The sequence below is a fragment of the Burkholderia sp. AU45251 genome (assembly GCF_030482905.1).
Classification (GTDB): Bacteria; Pseudomonadota; Gammaproteobacteria; order Burkholderiales; family Burkholderiaceae; genus Burkholderia; species Burkholderia aenigmatica.
This window is the reverse complement of the sequence record NZ_JAUJQH010000021.1, coordinates 53,034-68,285: the sequence shown is the minus strand read 5'-3', so window position 1 is coordinate 68,285 and position 15,252 is coordinate 53,034. Positions and strand designations below refer to the sequence as shown.

Here is a 15,252-nt window from a genome sequence, read left to right as displayed (position 1 = left end):
GGTTTACAAACATTAAGCTTTGACGCCCACGCCCTGTGGTCAAATACAGGGTTTTCCACAAAACCGTGTCAACCGAGGGCGAGGTCATATTTGGCGGGGCAGTCGAACCAGCAAGCACACACGGTACATGACGCGGGCTCGCGCGTGGAATGCAATCGCGCCGCCGCCGCGGCCCGTGCCGCGCGGGTGACCGTCGCGGGTTGCCTCGCCGCGTGCTTCGCGTTGCCGGCCCACGCGAAGTACGACGTCGACATCGACGCGCCGCGCTCGGTTCGCAAGCTGCTCAAGTCGCATCTCGATATCGCGCGCTTCGCGAAGCGCGACGACATCAGCGACGACCAGTTCGACTTCCTCGTCACTGCCACGCCGCAACAGGTGCGCGACCTGACCGCGACGGCCGGCTATTTCTCGCCGGTCGTGCGCACCGACGTGCGCACGCACGACGGCAAGCGCGACGTACGCATCGCGGTCGATCCGGGGAAGCAGACGGTCGTGTCGACCGTCGACCTGACGTTCAAGGGGCCGATCGACACCGAGGATCCGAAGCAGGAAGCCGCGACCCGTTTCGCGTTTTCGCTGAAGCCGGGCGATCCGTTCACGCAGTCCGATTGGGACGGCGCGAAGGGCGCGGCGCTCAAGCAACTGCAGTCGCGCCGCTATCTCGGCGCGAAGATCGCGTCGTCGGAGGCGCGCATCGACCCGCGCACGCAGCGCGCGACACTCGCGGTCACGTTCGACAGCGGCCCGACGTTCACGATCGGCAAAGTTGACGTCGACGGCGTGCGGCGCTATCCGGAAAAGATCGTCACGAACGTCAATCCGTTGTCGGAAGGCGAGATCTACGACGTGCAGCGGATCGCCGAACTGCAGCGGCAGTTGCAGAACACGCCGTACTACGCGAGCGTCGCGATCGACGTCGGCGACGATACGGCGAAGCCCGAGCGCACGCCCGTGCACGTGAAGGTCAGCGAGTTCCCGTACAACAACATCCGTGGCGGCGTCGGCTTTGCCACCGATACCGGGCCGCACGTGCAGGGTTCCTATACGTATCTCGACACGTTCGGCGCCGCGTGGCCGCTCACCGTGTCGGGCCGGCTCGACCAGATCCAGCAATACGGGCAGGTCCAGCTGTCAATGCCGCCGGGCGAGAAGGGCTGGACCAACAGCGTGCTCGCGTCGTACACGAACACCAACGTGTCGGACACGCGCATCTACAGCGCGCGGGTCGGCGCGCAGCGCACGCGCACCGGCCAGTTCATCGACTATTCGTATTCGCTGATGTTCTACCAGGACCGGCTCGACCAGAACGGCGCGGGGCCGACCACGAGCCGCGCGCTGGTGCCGCAATGGGCGTGGACGCGCCGCAACGTCGACGATCCGTTGTTCCCGCGTTCCGGCAACCTGATCCACGCCGAGGCCGGCTTCGCGGTCAAGGGCGTGCTGACCGACCAGTCCTTCGTCCGCGGCTACGCGCGCGGCCAGCAGTACCTGCCGATCGGCAAGCGCGACCTGTTCGTGTTCCGCGCGGAGCTCGGCGGCGTATTCACGAGCGGCAGCTCGACCGGCGTGCCGGCGTCGCTGCTGTTCCGCGCGGGCGGCTCGAACTCGGTGCGCGGCTACGGTTACCAGAGCATCGGCAACAACGTCGACGGCTCCGTGCTGCCGACCAAGTACCTGATGACGGGCACCGCCGAATACCAGCACTGGTTCAACCGCGACTGGGGCGCCGCGACGTTCTTCGACATCGGCACCGCCACCGATGCGTGGGGCGAGCGCGTGTTCTACCCGGGTGTCGGCGTCGGCGCGCGCTGGCGCAGCCCCGTCGGCCCGATCAACGTCGACCTCGCATACGGGTTGCGCAACCATAGCGTGCGCCCGTACCTGACGCTCGGCATCGCTTTCTGACCGTACCGCTTCATCGACAAACCGCATGACGAAGGACCCGAACGACACGCCGCCGCCTCACGATCCGGACTCGCCCGACGGCGCGCCCGACGCGCCGCCGCGCGTGCCGCGCGGCGGGCCCGTTGCGCGCATCGGGCGGTTCGTCGCGTGGACGCTCGCGACGGTCGTGCTGCTCGTCGTGCTGGCGGCCGGGCTCGTGCTGGCCGCGGTGACGACCGAGCACGGCACGCGGCTCGCGTGGCAGGTGGCCGAGCGCGTGCTCGGCGCGCGGCTCGCGGGCACGCTCGACGGCGGCTCGCTCGCGACCGGCGTGCGGTTGCGCGGTTTCGCGTGGACGAGCCCCGACGGCACCGGTACCGAAATCCGCATCGACCGGCTCGACGGCCGCTGGGCCCTGACCCGCGCGCCGTGGCGGCTGTCCATCGCCTATCTTCGCGCCGGCACGATCGACGTGCGGATCGCACCGGGGCCGCCGACACCGAGTGCGACGCCGCAGGACCTGAGCCTGCCGCTGCAGTTGCGGATCGACGACCTGCGCGTCGATCGCCTGGCGATCCACGACGGCGGCTCGACGACCCAGTTCGACCATCTCGCGCTGAACGGCCGCAGCGACGGCCGTCACCATGAACTCGTGCTCGACGGCGTCGATACGCCGTACGGCGCGCTGACCGCGCGCGCGAAGCTCGACGGCGTGAAGCCGTTCGCGCTGACGGGCGAAGCCACGTATGCGGGCAAGCTGTCCGACGAGCCGGTCGATGCGCGTGCGCGGGTGTCGGGCTCGCTCGAGGCGCTCGTCGCCGACGTCGACGCGAGCGGGATGAAGCTGAACGGGCGCGCGCACGTCGAGGCCGCGCCGTTTGGCGCGGTGCCGCTCACGCGCGCGTCGCTCGCGTTCGATCACGTGAACCCGCAGGCGCTCGCGCCCGGCGCACCGGCCGCCGATCTCGCGGTGCGCGCGGAACTCGCGCCCGTGACCGCGCCGGCCGGGTCCGCGCCCGCGAAGGGTTTCGCGGTGACGGGCCCGGTGTCGATCGTCAACGCGAAACCCGGCACGCTCGGCGACCATCTGCTGCCGGTGATCGACGCGCACGCGAACGTGCATCTCGACGCGCACGCGCAGCGGATCGACGCGCTCGCGCTGAAGCTGATCCGCGACGGCAGCGTGACGGGCAACGGCACGCTTGCGGGCGGCAAGGGCCGCTTCGACCTGAAGGTCGCGAACCTCGACCTGAACGCATTCGTCGCCGAGCTGCGGCCGATGCGCCTGGGTGGCCCGCTCGGCGTGACGCTCGCGGGCGACGTGACGACCGTCGACTTCAACCTGAACGACCCGAAGCTCGCACTCGGCGCACGCGCGAAGGTCGCGCTGACGCCGCAGCAGACCGTGCTGACCGACGCACGCGTGACGGCGGGCCAGGGCCGGATCGACCTGACGGGCGTGTTCCGCCACGATGCGCATTCGAGCTACGACGCGAAGGCGACGCTGACCGCATTCGATCCGCTGCTGCTCGCCGCGATGAGCGCGCCGAAGGCGGGGGGCGGCAAGGCGCCCGCCAAGGTCGCGAAGGCGCCGGCCCAGCGCGGCGAGACGCGCGTGTCCGGCACGCTGACGGCGTCGGGCGCGTTCGCGCCGCAGGTATCGACGAAGGCGACCTTCAAGCTCGGCGACAGCCTGTACGACGGCGTGCCGCTGACCGGCGCCGGGGTCGTGCAGCTCGCCGGCTCGCGCATTCTGCCGAGCAACGCGAACCTGTCGATCGCGGGCAACCACGTCGACCTGCGCGGCAGCTTCGGCGCGCCCGGCGACCGGCTGCGCTTCGTCGTCGACGCGCCGCAGCTCGACCGGCTCGGTTTCGGCGTGGAAGGGCTCGTGCAGGCGCAGGGCGACCTGACCGGCAGCTTCGCGCACCCGAACGTGACGGCCGCCTACAAGGCCGAGCACGTCGTCGTCGGCTCGAACCGGATCGGTACCGCGCAGGGGCGTGCGGACATCCGCGACGGCGCGCACGGCGCGCTCGTGTTCACGGCCGACGCGTCCGACATCGCGCTCGGCTCGCTGAAGCTGAAGTCGCTGCGCGCGAACCTCGACGGCACGCGCGCGAAGCACACGCTCGACGCGTCGGCGCTCGGGATGGCCGACGGCCGTGTGATCGACCTGACGCTCGCGGCGAACGGCGGCGTGGTCGAGAACCGCGACGGGATGCGCTGGGACGGCACGGTGACGCGTCTTGCGAACCGCGGCACGCCGGCCATTGCGCTGCAGTCGCCGCTGACCGTATCGGCCGGCGCCGGCCGCGTGACGCTCGGCGCGACGCGGCTCACGCTCGAAGGCGCGGCGATCGATCTGAAGTCGTTCGTGTTCGATCACGGCCAGATGCGCTCGGCGGGCTCCGTGAGCGGCGCGTCAGTCGCGCGTTTCCTCGAGGTCCGCCAGGAGCTGACGGGCCAGCGGCCGCCGGTGCGGACCGACGTCGTGCTCGATGCCGACTGGGATTTCTCGCTCGGCGCGAACGCGACGGGCTACGTGCAGGTGAAGCGTCGCGGCGGCGATGTGACGATCGAGAGCGGGCGCGGCATCGCATCGCTGGGGCTGACCGACCTGTCGGCGCGCGCGAGCTTCACACCGGGTAACCGGCTCAACGTGACGGCGCTCGCGAAGGCGAACCGGATCGGCACGCTCGACGCGAACGTCATCGTGCCGTTCGCGCTGCGCGACGGTATGTTCGGCGTGCTCAACGATGGCCCGCTGTCGGGCCGCATCGACGCCGACATCCCGGCGCTGAAGACGACTGGCAACCTGTTCGGGCCGAGCTACCTGCTCGGCGGGCGCGCGGCGCTGAAGCTGACGGTCGGCGGTACGCCGGTGAAGCCGAACCTGTCGGGGATGCTGACGGGCGACGATTTGTCCGCGACGCTCATCGACCAGGGCGTGCAGTTGAAGGACGGTATCGTGCGCATCAAGCTGTCGGACAACCTCGTCGAATTTCAGCAGGTCGAATTTCACGGCGGCGATGGCACGCTGCGCGCGCTTGGCCGTGTGCGCCTCGACGGCGAGGCGCCCGACCTGACCGCGAGCATCGTCGCCGACAAGCTCGAACTGTTCGCGGCGCCGGACCGCAAGCTGTCGCTGTCGGGCAAGGCAACCGTCGCGAACGACGGGCCACGCGGTGCGCTGTCGATCGACGGCAAGTTCGTCGTCGACCGCGCATTGTTCGACCTGCCCGAGGAATCGGCGCCGCACCTGTCGGACGACGTCGTGATCGTGCAGCCGGGCGGCACGGTGCGCGGCGAGACGCCGACCGGCACCGCGGTCGCGAAGCCGAAGCCGGCCGAGGACAAGCCGGCGCCGTCGCTCGCGCCGCGCGCGAACATCGACATCGGCCTCGGCAACAACTTCCGCTTCAAGGGCCACGGCGCGGATCTCGGGCTGCGAGGCACGATCACGGTGATGAGCGCGCCGGGCGTGCCGCTGCGCGCGGTCGGCAACGTGCGCGTGACCGAAGGATCGACGTACACGTCGTTCGGCCGCAAGCTCGCGATCGAGAACGGCTTTTTCACGTTCAACGGCCCCGTGTCTAACCCGGGCGTCAACATCCTCGCGATGCGGCGCAATCAGGAGGTCGAGGCCGGCGTGCAGGTGACGGGCACGATCCAGTCGCTGACGGTCAAGCTCGTGTCGGAGCCGAACGTCACGGACAACGAAAAGCTGTCGTGGCTGCTGTTCGGGCACGGCACCGACCAGGGCAACAACGTGGGCCAGCAGGGGGCGATGACGGCAGCGCTCGGGCTGCTCGGCAGCGTGACCGGCAAGCGCGTCGCGCAGACCTTCGGTCTCGACGAGGTCTCGGTCGGCCGCAGCGAAGTCGGCCTGACCGATCCGCAGGTCGTGCTGGTGTCGAAGGCGATCAACGAGCGGTTCGTGCTTGGCTTCGAGCAGGGGCTGCAATCGGCGGCCAACGCGTTCAAGGCGACGATCAACCTGACGCGCTTCTGGTCGGTGTCCGCGTACGGCGGCACGTTCCAGGGTGTTGACCTGAACTACACGCGGCGCTTCGATCGCTGGTTCGGCAGTGACGCCGCGCGAGCGCGGCGCGCCGAACAGCCATGAAAAAAGCCCCGCACGGATCGTGTGGGGCTTTTTTTCGCAAGCGGCAGGGCGTGCGGCTTACTTCACGCGCATGCCGGGCTTCGCGCCGCTGTGCGGCTCGAGGATGTAGAGGCCCGGTTCCGCCTTGTCGTCGGTGGCCGACGCGGCAAGCACCATCCCTTCGGACAGGCCGAACTTCATCTTGCGCGGCGCGAGGTTCGCGACCATCACGGTCAGCTTGCCGACGAGCTGCTCGGGCTGGTACGCGGACTTGATGCCCGAGAACACGTTGCGGGTCTTTTCCTCGCCGACGTCGAGCGTGAGCTGCAGCAGCTTGTCCGAGCCCTCGACGGCCTGGCACGCGACGATCTTCGCGATGCGCAGGTCGATCTTCGCGAAATCGTCGATCGAAATCGGTGCGTCGTCCGCGCCGTTCACGACCGCCTGCTTCGCATTCGCCTTCGCGTTGTTCTTCGCATCCTTCGCGGCATTCGCGCTCGCGGCGGCCGCGCCGGTGGCTTCGGCCTGCAGCGAATCGCGGTTCGCGGCGAGCAGCGCTTCGATCTGCTTCGGGTCGACGCGCGTCATCAGGTGCTGGTACGCCTTGATCGGCTGTGCCGACGACAGCGGCTTCGTGGCATCGGCCCAGGCGAGCGGCGCGATCCCGAAGAACGATTCGACGGCTTCGGCCACACGCGGCATCACCGGCTTCAGCGCGAGCGACAGCAGGCGGAAGGACTCGAGGCTCACGCTGCAGGTTTCGTGCAGCGCGACTGCGTTGGCCGGATCCTTCGCGAGATCCCACGGCTTCGCGCCGTCGACGTACGCGTTCACTTCGTCCGCGAGTTCCATCGTGTGGCGTAGCGCGCGGCCGTACTCGCGTGCTTCGTAGTGCGCGGCGATCTGCGGAATCGCATCGCGCAGCTTCGCGACGAGCGGATGGTTCATCGCGCTGTCCTGCACGCGGCCGTCGAAGCGCTTGATCAGGAAGCCTGCCGCGCGGCTCGCGATGTTCACGTACTTGCCGACGAGGTCGCTGTTCACGCGCGCCTGGAAGTCGTCGAGGTTCAGGTCGATGTCTTCCATCGTCGCGTTCAGCTTCGCGGCGAAGTAGTAGCGCAGCCATTCGGGGTTCAGGCCCGTGTCGATGTAGCTCTGCGCGGTGATGAACGTGCCGCGCGACTTCGACATCTTTGCGCCGTCGACCGTCAGGAAGCCGTGCGCGAACACGTTGGTCGGCGTGCGGTGGCCCGAGAACTCGAGCATCGCGGGCCAGAACAGCGTGTGGAAGTACAGGATGTCCTTGCCGATGAAGTGATACTGCTCGGTGGTCGAGCCCGGGCGGACCCACGCATCGAAGTCGATGCCGTTGCGGTCGCACAGGTTCTTGAAGCTCGCGTAGTAGCCGACCGGCGCGTCGAGCCACACGTAGAAATACTTGCCGGGCGCGCCCGGGATCTCGAAGCCGAAGTACGGCGCGTCACGCGAGATGTCCCAGTCGGCGAGCTTGGCTTCGCCAGCGTCGCCGAGCCATTCGCGCATTTTGTTGGTCGCTTCGGGTTGCGCGAGGCCGCTCACCCATTCGCGCAGGAACGTTTCGCAGCGCGGATCGGACAGGCGGAAGAAGTAGTGCTTCGACGTCTTGCGCACCGGCGTCGCGCCCGACACGACCGAATACGGGTTCAGCAGTTCGGTCGGCAGGTAGGTCGAGCCGCACACTTCGCAGTTGTCGCCGTACTGGTCCTTCGCGTGGCACTTCGGGCACTCGCCCTTGATGAAGCGATCCGGCAGGAACATCTCCTTGACGGGATCGTAGGCCTGCTCGATCTCGCGCTCGGCGATGAAGCCGGCTTCCTGCAGCGCGACGTAGATCTTCTCGCTCAGCACGCGGTTCTCGTCCGAATCGGTCGAGTAGAAGTTGTCGAACGACACGCCGAAGCTGTCGAAGTCGCGCTTGTGTTCGGCCCACACGCGATCGATCAGCTGCTTCGGGGTCAGGCCTTCCTTCTCCGCGCGCAGCATGATCGGCGTGCCGTGCGTATCGTCGGCACCGATGTAGTAGACCTCATGGCCATGCATTCGCAGCGTCCGCACCCAGATGTCGGTCTGGATGTACTCGACCATGTGGCCGATGTGGATCTGCCCGTTGGCATAGGGCAGTGCGGACGTAACGAGGATCTGGCGGCCACCTTGCGGCGCCGCAGCCTGCACGGAAGTGAGGTCGGATGCGGACATAGGGTCTGTAGAGGACGGCGGAAAAACGACGGGAAACTGCGATTCTAGCAGGGGCGCGCGTCAGCGACGCGGGCAGGCGCCCTCGAACGGGCGCCGAAACGGGCGGGGCCGCGCAAGCGGCGGGCCCGACGGTGATGTGCTGCGATGCAGCACGAATTCTGCGGGCAAAAAAAACCGGGGCGGATACGGCCCCGGAGCAACAACGACAAGAGGAGAATGGTGACGCGCCGGCAACACCAGCCGCGTACCGTAAATACTGACCACAGCCCGCGACAGAAGTTCGAAAATTTTTTCGATTTGTTACCGGCTCCGCCGGAAGCCTTGCCCGGCGGGGCGGCGCGAGCGGCGGGCCCGCGCCTTCTCCTCGTCGTGCGCTTACTGCGCCTGTGCTGCGCGCAGGTAGATTTCGACGCGGCGGTTCTGTGCGCGGCCGGCTTCGGTCGCGTTGTCCGCGATCGGGTTCGATGCGCCCATGCCTTGCGCCGACAGGCGGCCGCCGTTCACGCCGCGCTGTGCCAGTGCGTTCACGACGCTTTGCGCGCGGTTTTGCGACAGCGTCTGGTTCAGCTGGGCCGAGCCCGTGCTGTCCGTGTAGCCGACGATCGATGCCGTCACTTGCGGGTTCTGGTTCAGCGTCGTCGCCAGGTCGTTCAGCAGCGGCGTGAAGGCCGGCGTGATCGCGTACTGGTTCGTCGCGAACGTCACCGAGCTCGGCACGTTCAGCTTCAGCGAGCCGTCCGGCTGCTCGGTCACTTGCGTGCCCGTTTGCGCTGCCGACGGTGCGAGCTTGTTCTTGATCGCCTGCCAGTTGTAACCCGTCACGCCGCCGACCAGTGCGCCCACACCCGCGCCGATCGCCGCGCCCTTGCCGCCACCTGCCAGCGCGCCGATGCCTGCGCCCAGCGCCGCACCCGTGCCGGTACCGACGGCCGCGTTGTTGCCTTGCTGCGTGGCGCAGCCTGCCAGCAGTGCGCCGGCCAATGCGAAGACGGACAAGCGGGTCGCGATTTTCATGTTCATCTTGGATTCCTCTCTTGGTTGAACGAGTCGACAACGACGACAACAACAGTTACGGCTCCCTGTGCGGGCCGCCCGAAAAAGGAGGGCAGGCCTGCACTCGCGGCAGCCGCCGAGGTGGCCGCATGCCCTGTCCGTCAGCGTGGCTGTTGGGACAGTGCGACGCGTCAGCCTCTACAATATAGGCGGTAAGTGGCCGATTTGGCCCTATAGCATGCCGCACGCGAAGAGTGCGCCGGGTCGCGCGTTCGCGCAATGGCGTGCAACAGATTCTTTCACTTTTCCCGATTTTCGCAGCGTAATTTGATATTTTTTGACGTTTGCGCGCGAGAAAAACGTTTTCACGGAGTTTCGATGAGCATTGACCGGGCACAAGTCGACGCCGCTTTGGCGGCTGTCGTCGACCCCAATACCGGCCGCCCGTATGCGGCGAACAAGGGCGTGCGCAACGTCGCGATCGACGGCGACGTCGTGGCGCTCGACGTGGTGCTCGGTTATCCCGCGCGCAGCCAGCACGACGACGTGCGCGCACGCATCGCCGCAGCGCTGCAGGCCGTGGCCGGCGTGCGCGATGCGCGCATCGCCGTGTCGCAGGAGATCGTCGCACACACGGTGCAGCGTGGCGTGAAACTGCTGCCGAACGTGAAAAACATCGTGGCGGTCGCGTCGGGCAAGGGCGGCGTCGGCAAGAGCACGACGGCCGTCAACCTCGCGCTCGCGCTTGCCGCGGAAGGCGCGTCGGTCGGCATCCTCGACGCCGACATCTACGGTCCGTCGCTGCCGACGATGCTCGGCATCCACGGCCAGCGTCCCGAGTCGCCCGACAACCAGTCGATGAACCCGCTGGTCGGCCACGGGTTGCAGGCAAACTCGATCGGCTTCCTGATCGAGGAAGACAACCCGATGGTGTGGCGCGGCCCGATGGCGACCTCCGCGCTCGAGCAACTGCTGCGCCAGACCAACTGGCGCGAGCTCGACTACCTGATCGTCGACATGCCGCCCGGCACCGGCGACATCCAGCTGACGCTCGCGCAGCGCGTGCCGGTCACGGGCGCGGTGATCGTCACGACGCCGCAGGACATCGCGCTGCTCGACGCGAAGAAGGGCCTGAAAATGTTCGAGAAGGTCGGGATTCCGATCCTCGGCATCGTCGAGAACATGAGCATCCATATCTGCTCGAACTGCGGCCACGAAGAGCACATCTTCGGCGCCGGCGGGGCCGAGCGGATGGCGAAGGACTACGGCGTGAACGTGCTCGGCAGCCTGCCGCTGGACATCGCGATCCGCGAGCGTGCCGACAGCGGCACGCCGACGGTCGTGGCGGATCCGGACGGCGCGCTGGCGCGCCGCTACCGCGAGATCGCGCGCGGGGTCGCGCTGGCAATTGCCGAGCGATCGCGCGACATGACGTCGAAGTTCCCGTCGATCGTTGTTCAAAATACGTAAAACCCTTGCGGGGCGGGGCCTCACGCTGTTTACGGCGCCGCGAGGCGCGGTATCATGGCGACTTTTCCCGGGTCCCTTTACCCGCCCGGCGCGGCCGTCGTGTCAAACGGCCGCCAGCCGGCATGAGGATCGAATGAAACAACGACATCACGGCGTGCGCGCCGGCCGCGTGCGGTGCGCGCTGCTGGCCACCGCCGCGCTGGGCCTGCTGGCCGGCTGCACCTCCTTTTCCTCGTCGCACGAAAAACGGGCCGACGCACAACTGCTGCCGACGGTCGGCTCGCAAGCGCGCGGCGCGGTGACCTTCGTCGAGCGTCCGGACGGCGTGCAGGTTACCTACAACCTGGCCGGCCTGCCACCGAACAGCGATCACGCTTTACAGGTACACGAACGCGGCGACTGCAACGCGGGCGACGGCTCGAGCGCCGGCCAGGTGTTCGCGCCGGCCGCCGACCGGCTGCGCGCGGGTGCCCGCGTCGCCGGCGATCTCGGCAACATCCACGCGGACGCGAATGGCGTCGCGGCCGGCTTCATCGTCGCGCCCGATCTGGCCCTCGATGGCGTGCGCTCGGCGATGAACCGCGCGGCGCTGGTGCACCGCGAAGCGAGCGATCCCGCGTTTCCGCAGCATGGCGCGGGACCCGCGCTCGCTTGCGGCGTGATCCGTTGACGGGCGCCGCGTGCGCCGGTCGATGATCGCGTAAAATGTGCGCCTTTCCTGGCCGCCGCCTCGCGGGTCTGGCCCTCACCGACTGTCACGCAGCGTTTCCAGGCGCCCTGATATGAGCATCAAGTCCGACAAGTGGATTCGGCGCATGGCCGAAGAGCACAAGATGATCGAGCCGTTCGTGCCCGATCAGGTCCGCGCGTCCGAGGACGGTCGCCGGATCGTCAGCTACGGCACGTCGAGCTACGGCTACGACATCCGCTGTGCAGACGAATTCAAGATCTTCACGAACATCAACTCGACGATCGTCGATCCGAAGAACTTCGACGAGGGTTCGTTTGTCGATTTCAAGGGCGACGTGTGCATCATCCCGCCGAACTCGTTCGCGCTGGCCCGCACCGTCGAATATTTCCGCATCCCGCGCACCGTGCTGACGGTCTGCCTCGGCAAGTCGACCTATGCGCGCTGCGGGATCATCGTCAACGTGACGCCGTTCGAACCCGAGTGGGAAGGCTACGTCACGCTGGAATTCTCGAACACCACGCCGCTGCCCGCGAAGATCTACGCGAACGAAGGCGTCGCGCAGGTGCTCTTCTTCGAGAGCGACGAAGTGTGCGACGTGTCGTACGCGGATCGCGGCGGCAAGTATCAGGGGCAGCGCGGTGTCACGCTGCCGAAAACCTGATCTGGTTGCATAACGTCTCACCAGTTTCCGGGTGACCGCTGCGCGTGACGCGCCGCGGTCGTTCTTTTTGGAGAATCGCCCATGAAGTTTCGTTTCCCCGTCGTCATCATCGACGAAGATTTCCGCTCCGAGAACATCTCGGGCTCCGGCATCCGGGCGTTGGCCGAAGCGATCGAGAAGGAGGGTGTCGAAGTCCTCGGTCTCACGAGCTACGGTGATCTGACGTCGTTCGCGCAGCAATCGAGCCGTGCGTCGTGCTTCATCCTGTCGATCGACGACGACGAACTCATGCTCGGCGAGACCGGCCCGGACGGCGAACTGCCAGAGCTCGCGACCGCGATCATCGAGCTGCGCGCGTTCGTCACCGAAGTGCGCCGCCGCAACGCGGACATCCCGATCTTCCTGTACGGCGAGACGCGCACGTCGCGCCACCTGCCGAACGACATCCTGCGCGAGCTGCACGGCTTCATCCACATGTTCGAGGACACGCCGGAGTTCGTCGCGCGCCACATCATCCGCGAGGCGAAGGTCTATCTCGACTCGCTCGCGCCGCCGTTCTTCAAGGAACTCGTCAAGTACGCGGATGAAGGCTCGTACTCGTGGCACTGCCCGGGCCACTCGGGCGGCGTCGCGTTCCTGAAGAACCCGCTCGGCCAGATGTTCCACCAGTTCTTCGGCGAGAACATGCTGCGCGCGGACGTTTGCAACGCGGTGGACGAACTCGGCCAGCTGCTCGACCACACGGGCCCGGTCGCGGCGTCCGAGCGCAACGCGGCGCGCATCTTCAGCGCGGACCACCTGTTCTTCGTGACCAACGGCACGTCGACGTCGAACAAGATCGTCTGGCACGCGACGGTTGCACCGGGCGACATCGTGCTGGTCGACCGCAACTGCCACAAGTCGATCCTGCACGCGATCACGATGACGGGCGCGATCCCGGTGTTCCTGACGCCGACGCGCAACCACTTCGGGATCATCGGGCCGATCCCGCGCGACGAATTCAAGCCGGAGAACATCCGCAAGAAGATCGAGGCGAACCCGTTCGCGCGCGAAGCGATGCGCGAGAACCCGGACATGAAGCCGCGCATCCTGACGATCACGCAGAGCACGTACGACGGCGTCGTCTACAACGTCGAGATGATCAAGGACCTGCTCGGCGACCTGCTCGACACGCTGCACTTCGACGAAGCGTGGCTGCCGCACGCGACGTTCCACGACTTCTACCGCGACATGCACGCGATCGGCGACGGCCGTCCGCGTACCGGCGCGCTCGTGTTCGCGACGCACTCGACGCACAAGCTGCTCGCGGGCATCTCGCAAGCATCGCAGATCGTCGTGCAGGATTCGGAGAACCGCACGTTCGACAAGCACCGCTTCAACGAGGCGTACCTGATGCACACGTCGACGAGCCCGCAGTACGCGATCATCGCGTCGTGCGACGTCGCGGCCGCGATGATGGAGCCGCCGGGCGGCACCGCGCTCGTCGAGGAATCGATCGCCGAGGCGATCGACTTCCGCCGCGCGATGCGCAAGGTCGACGCCGAATACGGAGACGACTGGTTCTTCAGCGTGTGGGGCCCGGACAACCTGTCGGAAGAAGGCATCGGCTCGCGCGAAGACTGGATGCTGAAGCCAAACGACCACTGGCACGGCTTCGGCCCGCTGGCGGAAGGCTTCAACATGCTCGACCCGATCAAGGCGACGATCATCACGCCGGGGCTCGACGTAGACGGCGAGTTCGGCGAGACCGGCATTCCGGCCGCGATCGTCACGAAGTACCTGGCCGAGCACGGGATCATCGTCGAGAAGACCGGCCTGTACTCGTTCTTCATCATGTTCACGATCGGCATCACGAAGGGCCGCTGGAACTCGATGGTGACCGAGCTGCAGCAGTTCAAGGACGACTACGACAACAACCAGCCGCTGTGGCGCGTGCTGCCGGAATTCGTCGCGCAGCATCCGCGCTACGAGCGCGTCGGCCTGCGCGACCTGTGCGCGCAGATCCACGACGTGTACCGTGCGAACGACATAGCGCGCCTGACGACGGAGATGTACCTGTCGGACATGGAGCCGGCGATGAAGCCGTCGGACGCGTTCGCGAAGCTCGCGCACCGCAAGATCGACCGCGTGCCGCTCGACGAGCTCGAAGGCCGCGTGACGAGCATCCTGCTCACGCCGTACCCGCCGGGCATCCCGCTGCTGATCCCGGGCGAGCGCTTCAACAAGACGATCGTGAACTACCTGCGGTTCGCGCGCGACTTCAACGAGCGCTTCCCGGGCTTCCACACCGACATCCACGGCCTCGTCGCGGAAGAGGTGAACGGCCGCGTCGAGTACTTCGTCGACTGCGTGCGCGACTGATGGCGACGCACGGACGAATCCAGGCGATGCGCGCGGCGCTGGCCGCGCTCGTCGTCTGGGCGGCAGGGTCGGCCGGGCTGGCGGGCGTGGGTGTCGCGCATGCGGAAGTCGCGGCGGCCGACCCGATCGACGTCGCGATGCGGCAATGCCTCGCGCGGCGCGACCGGTCTTCGCCGGCCGGCCAGATCCAGTGCATGGGCGAAACGCAGCAGCAGTGGCAGGCCGTGGTGGACGGCGCGTATCAGCGCCTGTTGAAGGATGCGCCGGCCGACGCGAAGCGTGGCTGGCAGGACAGCCAGCGCCATTGGCTCACGTGGCGCAAGGACGAAGTGCATCTGCTGAAGGCCGTGTATGACACGACGCGCGGCACGTCGTACGCGATGTCGAGTGCCGACCTGCAACTGCAGCCCGTGCGCGATCGCGCGCTGGCGCTGCGCGCCGCGGCGGATCGCTATGCGCCGCCGCCCGCTGCCGTGCCGGTCGCGGCGACGAGCGGCGCGCAGGGCAGTGCGAGCGATGCCCCGAGCGCGGCCAAACCGAACGGCAAGCCGGCGAACGCCCCGCGCGATCCGGCCGTGCGCCGCGTGCGGCCGTGCGAACAGGACGCCGCATGCGAGCACGCGCTGTTCGACCTGAACCGCTATTACCAGAAGTTGCGCCGCAAGATGCCCGCGCATTCGGCCGCGACGCTCGTCCGCGCGCAGCGCGCGTGGGTCGGGTTCCGCGATGCGACGGCGCCGCTCGTCGGCGAAGAGGGCCGCGTCGACCTGATCGGCGCGCGCATCGCGACGATGAAGCGGCTGTCGGAGACGGCCGGCAACCAATAAGCGCAAGCGCGACGCCGATTGT

General features: G+C 67.6%; 9 protein-coding genes. 7 read left to right on the top strand and 2 right to left on the bottom strand.

Annotation, left to right across the window (positions count from 1 at the left end; all coding sequences use genetic code 11):
- The first annotated feature begins 144 nt into the window (after positions 1-144).
- Together QZM67_RS30085 and QZM67_RS30080 are read left to right on the top strand one after the other, a co-directional pair.
- Complete coding sequence (locus tag QZM67_RS30085; protein WP_301808895.1) at positions 145-1,905, top strand: autotransporter assembly complex family protein; 1,761 nt, start codon at positions 145-147, stop codon at positions 1,903-1,905.
- Positions 1,906-1,930: 25 nt separating this feature from the next.
- Positions 1,931-6,013 (top strand): translocation/assembly module TamB domain-containing protein, encoded by a 4,083-nt coding sequence (locus QZM67_RS30080; protein WP_301808892.1) that lies wholly within the window; start codon positions 1,931-1,933, stop codon positions 6,011-6,013.
- A gap of 57 nt (positions 6,014-6,070) precedes the next feature.
- Here QZM67_RS30080 and metG read toward each other — a convergent pair whose 3' ends face one another.
- Both metG and QZM67_RS30070 read right to left on the bottom strand, forming a co-directional pair.
- Entirely contained in the window at positions 6,071-8,227 is a 2,157-nt protein-coding gene (gene metG / locus QZM67_RS30075; protein WP_301808891.1) for a methionine--tRNA ligase, read from the bottom strand.
- A 375-nt stretch (positions 8,228-8,602) separates the two neighbouring features.
- Positions 8,603-9,247: an OmpA family protein gene (locus QZM67_RS30070; RefSeq protein WP_043189806.1), complete on the bottom strand. Its 645-nt coding sequence runs from the start codon at positions 9,245-9,247 to the stop codon at positions 8,603-8,605.
- A gap of 351 nt (positions 9,248-9,598) precedes the next feature.
- On the opposite strand from QZM67_RS30070, the gene apbC reads away from it, so the two are divergent.
- From apbC to QZM67_RS30045, 5 genes are all read left to right on the top strand, one after another.
- Positions 9,599-10,690: an iron-sulfur cluster carrier protein ApbC gene (gene apbC / locus QZM67_RS30065; RefSeq protein WP_301808890.1), complete on the top strand. Its 1,092-nt coding sequence runs from the start codon at positions 9,599-9,601 to the stop codon at positions 10,688-10,690.
- A 133-nt stretch (positions 10,691-10,823) separates the two neighbouring features.
- A complete protein-coding gene (sodC, locus tag QZM67_RS30060; RefSeq protein WP_175022470.1) occupies positions 10,824-11,360 on the top strand; it encodes a superoxide dismutase [Cu-Zn] in 537 nt (178 codons plus the stop codon).
- Between the two features lie 112 nt (positions 11,361-11,472).
- Entirely contained in the window at positions 11,473-12,042 is a 570-nt protein-coding gene (gene dcd, locus QZM67_RS30055) for a dCTP deaminase (protein WP_006398615.1), read from the top strand.
- A gap of 81 nt (positions 12,043-12,123) precedes the next feature.
- Positions 12,124-14,403 carry an arginine/lysine/ornithine decarboxylase gene (locus tag QZM67_RS30050; RefSeq protein ID WP_043189799.1) on the top strand — a complete coding sequence of 760 codons (2,280 nt, stop codon included), beginning with the start codon at positions 12,124-12,126 and terminating at the stop codon, positions 14,401-14,403.
- Positions 14,403-15,230, top strand: a complete 828-nt coding sequence (locus tag QZM67_RS30045; RefSeq protein ID WP_043189797.1) for a lysozyme inhibitor LprI family protein — start codon at positions 14,403-14,405, stop codon at positions 15,228-15,230. Before QZM67_RS30050 ends, QZM67_RS30045 begins: the two co-directional genes overlap by 1 nt.
- The last annotated feature ends 22 nt before the right edge of the window (positions 15,231-15,252 follow it).